This window comes from Rossellomorea vietnamensis, assembly GCF_008180415.1.
GTDB classification, from domain to species: Bacteria; Bacillota; Bacilli; order Bacillales; family Bacillaceae_B; genus Rossellomorea; species Rossellomorea vietnamensis_C.
This window is the reverse complement of sequence record NZ_VTEI01000001.1, coordinates 118881-131872: the sequence shown is the minus strand read 5'-3', so window position 1 is coordinate 131872 and position 12992 is coordinate 118881. Positions and strand designations below refer to the sequence as shown.

Here is a 12992-nt window from a genome sequence, read left to right as displayed (position 1 = left end):
AAAAACTTCGATTTCAACGGGGGAAATCCGGGCACTTGTTTTTCCAAAAGCAACAATTCATGAGAAAACAGCTTTTCTAAGAATGAAGTGAAGTATTCAGAGTATCAATCTGAAACAGCAATACTTTATGCCGTTTTTTCAATTCAACGAACGTTTCCTCTTCATTGTGCAGCCTCTTCTTAAGTTCAGCCTGCTCTTCCTTCAACCTTGTATTCTCTGCAATCAAACCTTCATCCGTCTCCAATGTTTTCAGGAAAGTAATACAGTCTGCCAATGTGGGTTGTTTCAATACATTGGTATCTTCGTCGGTATTGAAATTACTTTTCAATTTATTATTCCACCTGAAACTGCAAGCTCCCGGTGTTCGTCCAATAGTATGAGCAGCCTTTTCAAATGCCTCTCTTTGTGTCTTTCCTCCAATAGTGAAGGATAGGACGATATCGGAGAGAATTCTTTCTTCCTCTTCTGTCCATTTTTTCTTTTTTTCATCAGCCTTATCCATAGGAACACCTCCAATACATAAGCGGCTGTCTCTTTATTATGTGAAAAATAAATTCAGCTATCCCAGCAGCCTTTAGGAAGGAACTTTAAAAAACGAAAAACTGTTGTTGACTTGATATAGTGTATTGGTGTACTATCTAACTAGAACACTACTACAGGAGGCAAATATGAAAGCATTTATTGGATTGCTTCAGAAAGATTATTCGATATCCCGGTTCTGGTTCTTCGGCTGGTTAGCTCTGCTTATTTTTTTCTTTATAGTGGGAGTCAGTTTTGCTGGTTATTACAACGTCATGGAATTTTCAATACTAGTTGTGTTTTTGGAAGGGCTGTCACATCTTATTTTTATGCCTTTGATTCTTTTGAGTATGCTGATGGTCGAAGGCAGAACTCAGCTTTGGCTCTATACAATCCAACCAGGGTGGAAACTGCTGCTTTCCAAATTGACCGTGGCACTGAGCTATTCAATTTTATCGCTTCTGGTGGTCGATCTTCTTGGAGTCATCAGCTTGTCTTGGCAAAGCGCTGAAATTTTATTTGTGCCGTGGAGAGAAAGTATCTTTTTTAATATCGCGGTCACCTCAAGTGCGATTTATTTTTCCTGCTGGGTTTTCTTTTACTGGACAGTGTACTATGGTCTGGGAAAAGCACCTCTGCTGAAGAAATTCCGCTGGTTTATCCTTGTACTGATTTTCGTTTTATATCAGATCATTGCATCGCTCGCTTTGACAATGGATTGGTTCAGGGAATTCACCAATCTTTGGACTGTAAAAGTCAAGGGGCACTTCTTCATTGAAGTGGGGCCGGAAAACTTTACAACCGGGAGTGACTTTATACATCTTCCTGTGATTCCTTTTCTGCTGTATGCCATCCTGGCGGCAGTGATCTTTCTGGCAGCCAGCTGGATACTGGAACGAAAGGTAGAGGTTTAGTCATGACAGAAGAATACAAAGCAGCAAAACCGATTTATATGCAGATTGCAGATAAAATCATCGTCAGCATCGTTAGAAGAGAACTTACTCCGGGTGAGAAACTGCCGTCTGTCCGGGAAATGGCTGTTAAGTCGGGAGTCAACCCGAACACAATTCAAAGAACTTACAGTGAGTTGGAGAGGATGGAAGTGGTGGAAACAAAGCGGGGGCAGGGGACCTTTGTGACAGAACAAGAAGAACTTTTTCAGGAGTTGAAAAATAAAGTCCAGCGGGAAATCATGGACAGTTTTCTTGACAGCATGCGGCAGCTGGGGATTTCGGAGGAAAAAATACTCGACGATCTTTCCTCTTATATAAAGGATGAAGGAGGGAAGAGCTCATGAGTGCAGAATTAAATGATGTAAGCAAGAAATATGGAAACAGCTTCGCATTAAAAAATGTGGATTTGTCATTTGAAACCGGCAAGATTTACGGTTTGCTTGGACCAAATGGAAGCGGCAAGTCCAGCACGCTTAAGCTCCTGGCCGGCCTTGTATATCCTTCTTTGGGCACAGTGACGATTGATGGCGAGGCAGTGACGAGAAAAGCAGCAGTAAAGGTTGGATACTTAACAGAACTTGATATGTTTTATGATACCTTCTCTGTTGAAAATATGATTGATTTCTATGAAACCCAATTTCACGATTTTGATAAAGAAAAAGCGCTCCAACTTTTGGAATACATGGAGCTGCAGCCAAGAGTGAAAATCAAGCAGCTCTCAAAAGGAAAGAGAGGAAGGCTTAAGCTTGTCCTCGTTCTCTCGAGGAAAACGGACCTTCTGCTGCTTGATGAGCCATTTTCCGGGTTGGACCCCATGGTCAGGGATTCGATTGTCAGAAGTCTTTTATCCTTTATCGACTTTGAAACCCAGACAGTCATCATAGCGACTCATGAAATAAATGAAATTGAGGCTCTTCTGGATGAAGCCTATATCCTTCAGGATGGAATTGTAAAAGGTCACTGCATTGTCGAGGAGTTAAGAGAAGAAAGAGGAATATCGGTAATGGAGTGGCTGAAGTTAAACACAAAGAATGAATTGAAGGGGGAAGAAAATTGAAAACAGTATTGGAATTAAAAAACGTTTCCAAGGTGATCAGAGGCAAGAAAATCATTGATTCACTTTCATTTAGTGTATTGGAAGGCGAAGTATTTGGATTTCTAGGGCCGAATGGTGCCGGGAAAACGACAACAATCAGAATGATCGTGGGCCTTATGGGAATCACCGAGGGCGACGTCGTGGTCAATGGCGTGAGTGTAAAGAGCAACTATGAAGGGGCCATAAAAGACATTGGAGCAATCGTGGAAAACCCTGAGTTGTATAAATTTCTGTCCGGGTATAAAAACCTGAAACATTTTGCCCGGATGCACAAAGGCATTACTGACGAGAGAATAAAAGAAGTGGTGGAACTCGTAGGGCTTTCAGACCGAATTCACGATAAAGTGAAGACGTATTCTTTGGGGATGAGGCAGAGGCTCGGGATTGCCCAATGTCTGCTTCACAATCCTAAATTGCTGATCCTGGACGAACCAACAAATGGACTTGATCCAGCCGGTATCCGCGAAATCCGCGATTATATCCGCAGGCTGGCAAGGGAGACCGGTATGGCGGTCATTGTATCAAGCCACTTGCTCTCTGAAATGGAAATGATGTGTGACCGGATTGGGATCATACAAAAAGGAAAACTTGTCGATGTTCAGCAAGTGAAGGATTTTGTGCAGGGCACTGAGCTCGTTTATCAGCTTGAACTTGGAGAAGCAGAAAAAGCTGCGGCTGTAATCACCGATGCCTACCCGGACCTTCAGCACGGACTCACAGATGGGAAAGTGCAAGTCGCTTTAGCAAAAGAGCAAGTGCCTGAACTGATCAGTACCCTGGTACAGCATAATATTGATATCTATTCCGTGATGGCGGTCAGCAAAACCCTTGAAGACCGATTCCTGGAAATTACGAATGAAAAGGGGGACACCTTAAATGTTTAACCTGATTAAAAATGAGTGGATTAAAATATTCAGCCGCCCTGGAACGTATGTCATGATTGGGCTTCTCGTTTTGTTAGTCATTGGTGCAGGATCCGCCATGAAATTTATTGGAGCAGCCGATACACCTGAAGGAGATTGGAAGCAGGAAGCTCAAGCGAACATTGAAGGTGATAAGCAGATCCTTGAAGAAAATCCAGGTATGCCCGCCTTTAACAAACAGTTGGCGGAAGAAAGAATCGCCATTAATGAATATAGACTTGAGAATGAAATCGAACCTGTAAGCGGAGAAAATATGTGGTCATTTGTTAACTTTAATGCCAACTTTATCGATATTGTCGGACTATTTGCCATTATTATTGCTGCAGGAATTGTTGCAGGTGAATTTACCTGGGGAACGATCAAGCTTTTGCTGATAAGACCAATATCGAGAACCAAAATCCTTCTATCCAAATATCTAACTGTCCTGCTCTTTGGAATGGCCCTGTTAGTCACCTTGTTTGTTCTTTCGGCAATTGTGGGGGCAATATTTTTTGGTGGAGGAGGAAGTCAACCGCATCTTGTTTATATAAATGGGACCGTGGAAGAGCAAAGTATGCTGTTTTACTCTATTAAAAACTATCTGTTAAGCACGATAAGTATTACAATGATGGCGACAATGGCCTTCATGATTTCTGCTGTATTCAGAAGCAGTTCCCTTGCCATTGGTATCTCCTTGTTCCTCTTGTTCATGGGAAGTACGGCAACAAACTTCGTGGCTATGAAATACGATTGGGCAAAATACAGTTTGTTTGCGAATACTGATCTGAGAATGTATACGGGGGCTGTGCCGAAACTAGTGGAAGATATGACCTTAGGATTTTCTATTACGGTCTTGCTCATCTACTTTGTCATTTTCCATCTTCTCGCGTTTATCGTCTTTAACAAGCGCGACGTGGCGGCATAAGGCAATTAGACGCATTTTTGGAGTGGCTCACCTATAAATGACATTTGAAACGTCCTGTGATTTGGTGCAGGGCGTTTTGTTTTTATCTCAAATCTTACTCGTTTTTGGGTGGATACTTAACAAGTATTTCTTATGAATTTTAAGAAAGGGAGAGGTTCTATGTCTTTTTGGACTTGGGCAGCAATAGCTATTGCTTTAATGAGTGGTGCAGCTGCTGGGTTTTCTAAAAAGAAAAAAACGGAAAGAAAACATGTAATCGCACTTATCTGGTTCATTGCAGCAGTTATTTTATTTTTCGTTTGGTGGTTTACCCGATAATCCACAAAGTAAAAAAAGAGGAGGGCTGCCTGTGCCCTCCTAAATTACTTTTGTCCCATAATCTTTTTGTACACCTGCGATATGGCAGATTCGAATTTCCCTGTATCTTTTGGCTCGTAATAGCGGGCATTTTTCAAAACATCAGGAAGATACTGCTGCTTGACCCAGCCTGATGGATAATCATGCGGAAACTTATACTCTATTCCTCTTCCAAGTTCTTTTGCACCAGCGTAATGGGCATCTTTAAGGTGAGCAGGCACCTCTCCATTACGGCCGCTTCGAATGTCTTTCAAAGCAGCATCGATGGCACTGATGGCAGAATTCGATTTCGGGGACAGGCATAGCTCGATGACAGCATTGGCAAGTGGAATTCTTGCTTCAGGAAAACCGATTTTTTCAGCGGTTTCTACCGCTGCCAATGTCCGCTGTCCTGCCTGTGGGCTTGCGAGCCCAATATCTTCATAGGCAATGACCAGGAGTCTCCTTGAAATGCTCGGCAGGTCTCCTGCTTCAACGAGCCTGCCTAAATAGTGGAGGGCCGCATTCACATCACTGCCCCTGATGGATTTCTGGAAACCACTTAATACATCATAGTGTGCGTCTCCATCTTTATCGTGAGAAAAGCTCTTTTTCTGAAGGCACTCTTCTGCAATTCCAACTGTGACTTCGATTCTGCCATCCTCAGAAGGTTGAGTTGAAAGGACAGCCAATTCCAGAGCGTTCAATGAACTTCTTACATCCCCGTTGCTTGCCTGAGCAAGATGCGTGAGAGCCTCCTCTCCGACCGAAACATTCTTCTTGCCAAGTCCGCGTTCTTCATCCCCAATCGCATTTACCAAGGCTGTTTTCATGTCATCGACAGAGAGCGGCTTCAATTCGAAAATCTGACAGCGTGAACGGATTGCCGGGTTAATGGCATGATAAGGGTTACTGGTTGTTGCTCCAATGAGGGTAATCATTCCGTTTTCCAGATAAGGCAGCAGGAAATCCTGTTTCGCTTTATCCAGGCGATGCACCTCATCTAATAGAAGAATGACCTTTCCCGACATTTTGGCTTCTTCCGCAACTACGGCTATATCTTTTTTATTATTCGTAACGGCATTGAGTGTTCTGAAGGCGTAATTGGTGCTTCCTGCTATGGCACTGGCAATGGAAGTCTTTCCAATGCCGGGCGGACCATAGAGGATCATGGAAGAAAGCTGCCTGGCCTTCACCATGCGGTCAATGATCTTCCCTTCGCCAACGAGATGCTGCTGGCCGATGACTTCGCTGATTGTACGGGGCCTCATCCGGTAGGCCAACGGTTTGATACTCATTTCCATCTCTCCAAACTGGCGTTCTCATTATTGTACTAATTTATCATACTGTCGGCTTTTTTTGAAATGAAGGCTCTTTTAAGGCGACTGTTTTTACAAAGATTTGGCTCTTGAAAGGAAACGATTTCCGCTCCAGCCGCACGACTCCGCGGGGCTAGGTGCTGGAACTATCCCGCTAGTCCCGCAGGAGGTCGTACGTCTTCCGCTTGCTCCAATCTCTCTAAGCGAAAAGGGAGGGGTTAAAATAGTATCTAAAAGCAGCAGACTTTTAAAATGCAGTTTTCAAATTGATTGTTGCTTTCGGATTACCCTGAATACTAAGGTTTTTCTCTCTAAATGGTGTGAGCAGCTCTTTTCACCCATGTTAGTCAGGATTTTTATGATCTTATTTTTGAGACTAAATAGAAATAGCAGCAAAGTTTGAAAAGAGCCTTTAAGGAAAACGATTTTTAACAGCAACCGTTGATTATGCTATAATGACAAAAGTTACTAAGAGAAAATGAATTATTTATATCTTTGATTTGTTTAATAGATGTTTTGCACAATGCAGAAATTCTGCTATAAGTTGTATGGGCAGGCGGAATATTTTTTAGGTTCTTTACTGAATGTTGTTGTTCGCTATTCCAATCTGTTTTCTGGCGTTGATTGGAGAGGGGATCAACTCGTTTTTAATAGCCACTTTAGAAGAATATTTTTTTTGAAATCAACCATATAACATTTTACGTAAAAAGCATTGTATAAAGATAGATTGAGGGGCGAAAACTATGAAGATTTCTACCAAGGGACGCTATGGTTTGACAATTATGATAGAGCTGGCAAAGCGCCATGGAGAGGGACCAACATCCCTGAAGTCGATTGCTAAGGCTCAAAACTTATCTGAACACTACCTTGAACAACTCGTGGCACCATTAAGAAATGCAGGACTGGTCAAAAGTATCAGAGGCGCCTATGGAGGGTACGTGCTTGGTCATGAACCATCCGAGATTACAGCCGGAGATATTATAAGGATCCTTGAAGGCCCGATTTCCCCGGTTGAAGGAATAGAAGACGAGGAACCGGCAAAGCGTGAACTGTGGATGCGCATCAGGGACGCTGTAAAAGAAGTATTGGACAATACAACAATTGAAGATCTGGCAGGCTATACGGACGAAGGCGAGTCAGATGCTTATATGTTTTATATTTAATGGGGGGAATGACAATGAAGACGATTTATCTCGATAATGCGGCAACCTCCCCAATGGATCCCCGTGTAATCGATGTAATGACAGAAGCAATGAAAGGGACGTTCGGCAATCCATCCAGCATACATGCTTCAGGAAGAGATGCCAGACAAAAGCTTGACAGCGCACGCATGGCTGCCGCAAAAAGCATAGGTGCCGGTTTCAATGAAATCATCTTCACCAGCGGAGGAACGGAGGCAGATAACCTGGCTCTTTCCGGTGCGGCCCATGCTCTTAAAGAAAAAGGAAGGCATATCATTACTTCCTCAATTGAGCACCATGCCGTTCTCCACACTTGTGCACAGCTGGAGAAGGAAGGGTTCGAAATAACCTATTTGCCTGTGGATGAACAAGGGCGTGTTTCTATCAAGGATGTCGAGTCTGCTTTAAGAGAGGATACCATCCTGGTCAGCATCATGTATGGCAATAATGAAGTGGGGACCGTACAGCCGATCTCCGAAATCGGGAAATTGGTCCGAAGCAGAGGCAGTTTATTGCATACAGATGCCGTACAGGCTTTTGGTATGAAGAAAATTGATGTGGAAGAGGAAAACATCGACCTGCTTTCCATTTCCGCACATAAAATCAATGGTCCAAAAGGTGTCGGATTTCTATATGCCAGAAAGAATGTACCCCTTGAGGCCAAGACATTCGGAGGGGAACAAGAGAGAAAAAGGCGGGCAGGAACCGAAAATCTGCCCTCATTAGTCGGAATGGCCGAAGCGATCAAGCTTTCACAGGAAGAGATGGATAAAAAGACAGAAGAATATATAGCGTTTAAGGGTATCCTGATTGATATTCTAAAAGAAGAGAATGTTGAATTTTACCTGAATGGAAGCCTGGAACAATCGCTTCCCCATGTGCTCAACCTGAGTTTTCCGGGCACTGATGTCGAATCGATGCTTGTGAATCTGGACCTTGCAGGGATTGCGGTATCAAGCGGATCAGCGTGTACGGCCGGGTCAATTGAACCTTCTCATGTACTGCTCGCCATGTTCGGCAAGGATTCTGAGCGCTTGCGGAATTCCATCCGCTTCAGCTTCGGCATCGGCAATACCGAGGAAGATATCATCTATGCAGGAAGAGAAGTCAGTAAGATTGTCAACCGTCTGAGAAAATAAGGCAGAGTTCAATCTCTTGTCTAACTGCTTTCTTTGTATTAAAATCTTTCTATTGTTTTGAAAGCAAAGCATAAAAGAACATAGGCAATAAACGTGTGATTATTTTGCCTTTATAATAGATAAAGGAGGTGCCTTTTGTGAAGAAGGAACCTAAAGATACTAGAGTGGTCGTCGGCATGTCAGGAGGCGTGGATTCCTCCGTCGCAGCACTTTTATTGAAAGAACAGGGATATGATGTTATCGGCATTTTCATGAAGAACTGGGATGACACCGATGAAAACGGAGTCTGTACCGCGACTGAAGATTACGAAGATGTGATCAGGGTCTGCAACCAGATCGGCATCCCTTACTATGCCGTCAATTTTGAAAAGCAATATTGGGATAAGGTGTTTACCTACTTCCTTGATGAATATAAAGCAGGGCGCACTCCGAACCCTGATGTCATGTGCAATAAAGAAATCAAGTTCAAGGCATTCCTGGAACATGCACTAAAGCTTGGTGCCGACTACCTGGCTACCGGGCACTACGCCCAGGTCGAATACCGTGATGGAGAGTGCAAAATGCTTCGCGGCAAGGACTCCAATAAAGACCAAACCTATTTCCTTAATCAACTGGGACAGGAGCAGCTGGAAAAAGTAATGTTCCCGATTGGTTCCATTGATAAAAAAGAAGTAAGGGAAATTGCTAAGAAAGCAGAGCTTGCGACAGCATCCAAAAAAGACAGTACAGGCATCTGCTTTATCGGCGAACGAAATTTCAAAGAATTTCTAAGCAACTACCTGCCGGCACAGCCAGGCAATATGGAAACGCTGGACGGTGAAGTAAAAGGCAGGCATGACGGCCTGATGTACTATACAATCGGCCAAAGGCAGGGGCTTGGAATCGGTGGAGCTGGTGACCCTTGGTTTGTCATCGGCAAGGAACTTGATCGTAACATCCTCTTCGTTGAGCAAGGATTTGACCATCCTGCACTCTATTCGGACAGCATTCAAGCGGTGGATATCAGCTGGACATCCGATACTGCGAAGCTGGAAGATTTCGAATGCACAGCCAAGTTCCGTTACCGCCAGGAGGACCATGCTGTCAAAGTACAGCTCCTTCAGGACGGCAATGCCAAGGTGATTTTCAAAGAACCTGTAAGAGCTGTAACCCCTGGACAAGCAGTCGTATTCTACAATGGCGACGAATGCCTGGGCGGCGGCACAATTGATGAGATATTCAAGGATGGAAAAAAACTTGATTTTGTAGGATGATATACAAAGGTTAATCAGAATTTTTCTCTGGTTAACCTTTTGTTTTTTTGAATGCTGCTTTTCTTAGTGAAGTAAGTGGTTATGATATACTAGGGACATAAACAGGTAACAAATAATTCAAACCAGAGGTGTTTACATATGGATAAGAATTTAAAAGGAATCGAACTGCTTCAAGAAGGAAAAATCGAAGAGGCAGTCTCATTTTTTACAGAGGCAATTGAAGAAAACCCAACAGATCCGGTAGCCTACATAAACTTTGGAAATGTCCTGCTTTCAGTAGGAGAAAATGAGAAGGCCGAGAAATTCTTAAAGAGAGCGATATCTCTTGATGGGAATGCTGCATCCGCTTATTACTCTCTTGGCAACCTTTATTTCAATGGAGAAAATTTTGATGCTAGCAAAGAGGCTTTTGAGACAGCGGTCCAAAAAGGGCTGGAGAACGAAGATGTCTTCTTCATGCTGGGCCTCAGCCTTGTGAATCTGGAGCAGCCGAGACTTGCGCTTCCTTACCTTATGAGAAGTGTCGAATTGAACGGCGAAGATACGGAAGCACGTTTTCAATACGGCCTGTGCCTGGCGAAAACGGAAGCCTATAAAGAAGCCATTGAACAGCTGGAAACAGTCGTTGAACAAGATCCTGAGCATGCAGATGCCTACTATAACCTCGGAGTTGCACATGCCGGCTACTCTGATGACGCCGAAAAAGCCAGAAGCTGTTTTGAGAAAGCTCTTGAAGTCCAGCCGGATCACATGCTGGCAGGGTACGGCTTAAAAATGATCGATCAGCTTAACAGTTAAGAATTAACTTGGAAACAAGGGGGTTTCTAAATGAGCAGGCAAGACTCCTTAGAACTTTTCGATGAAAATGAAATCTATGTTAAAGGCAAGCATCTTGTCACCATCTTCCACAATGAAAGCAACCTCTATTCTGTCATCAGGATCAGGGTGGAGTCCACGAATGCCCAATATGAAGACAAGGAGGCCGTAGTCACCGGCCATTTCCCTAAAATTCATGAACAGGAAACCTATGTCTTTCATGGAGCATTCAAGGACCACCCGAAGTTTGGCATGCAATTCCTCGCACAGCGTTTCAAGAAAGAGATCCCTCAGACGAAGCAGGGGATCGTTGACTACCTGTCCGGTGAATTATTCAAAGGCATTGGAAAGAAAACAGCTGAAAAAATTGTGGAGCAGCTGGGTGAAAATGCCATCAGCAAGATTTTGGAAAGTCCATCCCTTCTTGATGATATTCCAAAACTTCCTCCCGAAAAGGCCAAGTCTCTTTATGATTCCTTAGTGGAACATCAGGGGCTGGAAAGAGTATTGATCAGCCTGAATGGATATGGATTTGGTCCCCAGATTTCCATGAAGATTTACCAGGCATACAAAGAACAGACTCTCGAAATCCTTCAGAGGAATCCTTATAAATTAGTAGAGGATATTGAGGGGATCGGGTTTGGGCGTGCGGATGAACTCGGCAGCAAGCTGGGTCTCACAGGAAATCACCCTGACCGGATTAAAGCTGGGTGCCTCTATACGCTTGAGCAAAATTGCCTGCAGGATGGACATGTATATCTTGAAGCGGAAACACTGTTGAAAAACGTCAAAGCTCTGCTCGAAAAGAGCCAAAGTGAACGAATCAATTTTGATGATATCTCTGCTGAAGTGATCAAACTGGAAGAAGAGGGGAAAATTAAAGGCGAAGAACAAAGGGTGTACCTTCCTTCTCTTTATTTTGCTGAAAAAGGGCTGGTCACCAACATTGATAAGCTGCTCTCTCAAGATCAATATACGGATCAATTCCCTCAGTCTGAGTTCCTGATGGCGCTCGGCGGGCTGGAAGAGAGATTGAACGTCCAGTATGCACCAACTCAAAAAGAAGCAATCGAGACGGCTCTAATGTCCCCGATGATGCTTTTGACTGGAGGTCCCGGTACAGGGAAAACCACGGTTATTAAAGGAATCGTCGAGCTGTATGCTGAACTGCACGGCTGTTCGCTTGATCCCAAAGAATACAAGGATGAACCATTTCCTGTCCTGCTGGCCGCCCCTACAGGAAGGGCTGCCAAACGAATGACAGAGTCAACCGGCCTTCCCGCTGGTACGATTCACAGGCTTCTGGGCTGGAATGGCACCGACAGTTTTGATTATGATGAAGAACGTACAATTAAAGGCAAGCTGCTGATCGTCGATGAAATGTCCATGGTCGATACCTGGCTTGCCAATCAGCTGTTCAAGGCACTTCCTGATGATATACAGGTCATTCTTGTTGGAGATGAAGACCAGCTGCCTTCAGTCGGTCCTGGGCAGGTTTTAAAAGATCTCCTTAAATCAGAAGTGATTCCGACAGTTCGTTTAAAAGATATTTACCGTCAGGAAGAAGGCTCCTCCATCATCGAGATGGCTCATGAAATGAAGGAAGGCAGGCTGCCAACGAACCTGCTTCAGCCTCAGAAGGACCGCTCGTTTATCAAATGCACGACCGCCCAGATTGCTGAAGTGGTGGAAAAGGTGGTCACCAATGCTAAAACGAAAGGGTACAGTGCGAAGGATATCCAAGTGCTCGCCCCGATGTACAGAGGTCCTGCGGGAATCGACAACCTTAACGTCATGCTTCAGGAAATCTTCAACAGCAATGACGGCACCCGGAAGGAAATTACTTTCGGTGACACAAAATACCGGATTGGCGACAAAGTCCTGCAGCTTGTCAACCAGCCTGAAAGCAATGTATTTAACGGCGATATAGGTGAAGTGATTTCTATATTCTATGCCAAGGAGAATACGGAAAAACAGGACATGGTCCTCGTTTCTTTTGAAGGGAATGAGGTTACCTACACCCGTCAGGAGTTAAATCAAATCACACTGGCTTACTGCTGTTCCATTCATAAGTCACAAGGAAGCGAATTTCCGATTGTCATCCTGCCTGTGGTGAAAAGCTACTTCAGGATGCTCCGCCGCAATCTGCTGTACACAGCCATTACAAGGAGCCGTAACGCGCTGATCCTCTGCGGTGAGGAACATGCCTTGAAAATGGGTGTGGAACGAGAGGAAGACGTACAAAGACTGACTACTCTTTACCAAAAGCTTAAGGAGATAGGGTCTGAAGTGACCGAGGATTTGGAGTCTGAGGATGAACTGACGAAAAATCCGCTGGAAGAAATGCTTCAAGCCGACCCGATGATCGGAATGGAAAACGTTACACCTTATGATTTTCTTTAAGTAGGCGAACTATATAAGTACCGGGGATTACAGCTCCCGGGTGCTTTTTAGAATCTACTGGCGCCGTTCTTCCTCGTTTGAAAGAATTTGAATAGGCTTTGTACAATTTGGACATAATGGCTACTGGAAAACAGGGCAAAAAACTACTTT

At 44.0% G+C, this 12992-nt stretch carries 13 protein-coding genes; 11 read left to right on the top strand and 2 right to left on the bottom strand.

The features are described 5' to 3' along the window. Positions 1-76: 76 nt before the first annotated feature. A complete protein-coding gene (locus tag FZC78_RS00665; protein WP_148937775.1) occupies positions 77-502 on the bottom strand; it encodes a hypothetical protein in 426 nt (141 codons plus the stop codon). A 166-nt stretch (positions 503-668) separates the two neighbouring features. On the opposite strand from FZC78_RS00665, the gene FZC78_RS00660 reads away from it, so the two are divergent. From FZC78_RS00660 to FZC78_RS23400, 6 genes are all read left to right on the top strand, one after another. Further along, entirely contained in the window at positions 669-1433 is a 765-nt protein-coding gene (locus FZC78_RS00660) for a hypothetical protein (protein WP_148937774.1), read from the top strand. A gap of 2 nt (positions 1434-1435) precedes the next feature. Continuing rightward, entirely contained in the window at positions 1436-1816 is a 381-nt protein-coding gene (locus FZC78_RS00655; RefSeq protein WP_148937773.1) for a GntR family transcriptional regulator, read from the top strand. Next, positions 1813-2529: an ABC transporter ATP-binding protein gene (locus FZC78_RS00650; RefSeq protein WP_148937772.1), complete on the top strand. Its 717-nt coding sequence runs from the start codon at positions 1813-1815 to the stop codon at positions 2527-2529. Before FZC78_RS00655 ends, FZC78_RS00650 begins: the two co-directional genes overlap by 4 nt. Continuing rightward, complete coding sequence (locus FZC78_RS00645; RefSeq protein ID WP_148937771.1) at positions 2526-3452, top strand: ABC transporter ATP-binding protein; 927 nt, start codon at positions 2526-2528, stop codon at positions 3450-3452. Before FZC78_RS00650 ends, FZC78_RS00645 begins: the two co-directional genes overlap by 4 nt. Continuing rightward, a complete protein-coding gene (locus tag FZC78_RS00640; RefSeq protein ID WP_148937770.1) occupies positions 3445-4395 on the top strand; it encodes an ABC transporter permease in 951 nt (316 codons plus the stop codon). The genes FZC78_RS00645 and FZC78_RS00640 overlap by 8 nt, the downstream gene beginning before the upstream one ends. Before the next feature lie 159 nt (positions 4396-4554). Then, complete coding sequence (locus tag FZC78_RS23400; protein ID WP_187444751.1) at positions 4555-4713, top strand: hypothetical protein; 159 nt, start codon at positions 4555-4557, stop codon at positions 4711-4713. A 44-nt stretch (positions 4714-4757) separates the two neighbouring features. Here the strand turns inward: FZC78_RS23400 and FZC78_RS00635 are convergent, their stop codons facing one another. Continuing rightward, entirely contained in the window at positions 4758-6029 is a 1272-nt protein-coding gene (locus tag FZC78_RS00635; RefSeq protein ID WP_148937769.1) for a replication-associated recombination protein A, read from the bottom strand. 764 nt (positions 6030-6793) lie between these two features. On the opposite strand from FZC78_RS00635, the gene cymR reads away from it, so the two are divergent. The 5 genes from cymR to recD2 all read left to right on the top strand — a co-directional run bounded on the left by cymR (position 6794) and on the right by recD2 (position 12842). Beyond that, positions 6794-7213, top strand: a complete 420-nt coding sequence (gene cymR / locus FZC78_RS00630) for a cysteine metabolism transcriptional regulator CymR (RefSeq protein WP_113927447.1) — start codon at positions 6794-6796, stop codon at positions 7211-7213. 14 nt (positions 7214-7227) lie between these two features. Beyond that, positions 7228-8370: a cysteine desulfurase family protein gene (locus FZC78_RS00625; RefSeq protein ID WP_148937768.1), complete on the top strand. Its 1143-nt coding sequence runs from the start codon at positions 7228-7230 to the stop codon at positions 8368-8370. Positions 8371-8507: 137 nt separating this feature from the next. Next, positions 8508-9623: a tRNA 2-thiouridine(34) synthase MnmA gene (mnmA, locus tag FZC78_RS00620; protein ID WP_148937767.1), complete on the top strand. Its 1116-nt coding sequence runs from the start codon at positions 8508-8510 to the stop codon at positions 9621-9623. Positions 9624-9761: 138 nt separating this feature from the next. Next, on the top strand, positions 9762-10421 hold the full coding sequence (locus FZC78_RS00615) for a tetratricopeptide repeat protein (protein ID WP_148937766.1): 660 nt from the start codon (positions 9762-9764) through the stop codon (positions 10419-10421). A 30-nt stretch (positions 10422-10451) separates the two neighbouring features. Further along, positions 10452-12842, top strand: a complete 2391-nt coding sequence (gene recD2 / locus FZC78_RS00610) for an SF1B family DNA helicase RecD2 (protein ID WP_148937765.1) — start codon at positions 10452-10454, stop codon at positions 12840-12842. Positions 12843-12992 lie beyond the last annotated feature (150 nt).

Excerpts from the sequence above, each read along its gene's own strand:
- FZC78_RS00665 (WP_148937775.1), bottom strand. The coding sequence starts at position 502 with ATGGATAAGGCTGATGAAAAAAAGAAAAAATGGACAGAAGAGGAAGAA.
- FZC78_RS00660 (WP_148937774.1), top strand. The coding sequence starts at position 669 with ATGAAAGCATTTATTGGATTGCTTCAGAAAGATTATTCGATATCCCGG.
- FZC78_RS00655 (WP_148937773.1), top strand. The coding sequence starts at position 1,436 with ATGACAGAAGAATACAAAGCAGCAAAACCGATTTATATGCAGATTGCA.
- FZC78_RS00650 (WP_148937772.1), top strand. The coding sequence starts at position 1,813 with ATGAGTGCAGAATTAAATGATGTAAGCAAGAAATATGGAAACAGCTTC.
- FZC78_RS00640 (WP_148937770.1), top strand. The coding sequence starts at position 3,445 with ATGTTTAACCTGATTAAAAATGAGTGGATTAAAATATTCAGCCGCCCT.
- FZC78_RS23400 (WP_187444751.1), top strand. The coding sequence starts at position 4,555 with ATGTCTTTTTGGACTTGGGCAGCAATAGCTATTGCTTTAATGAGTGGT.
- FZC78_RS00635 (WP_148937769.1), bottom strand. The coding sequence starts at position 6,029 with ATGAGTATCAAACCGTTGGCCTACCGGATGAGGCCCCGTACAATCAGC.
- cymR (WP_113927447.1), top strand. The coding sequence starts at position 6,794 with ATGAAGATTTCTACCAAGGGACGCTATGGTTTGACAATTATGATAGAG.
- FZC78_RS00625 (WP_148937768.1), top strand. The coding sequence starts at position 7,228 with ATGAAGACGATTTATCTCGATAATGCGGCAACCTCCCCAATGGATCCC.
- FZC78_RS00615 (WP_148937766.1), top strand. The coding sequence starts at position 9,762 with ATGGATAAGAATTTAAAAGGAATCGAACTGCTTCAAGAAGGAAAAATC.
- recD2 (WP_148937765.1), top strand. The coding sequence starts at position 10,452 with ATGAGCAGGCAAGACTCCTTAGAACTTTTCGATGAAAATGAAATCTAT.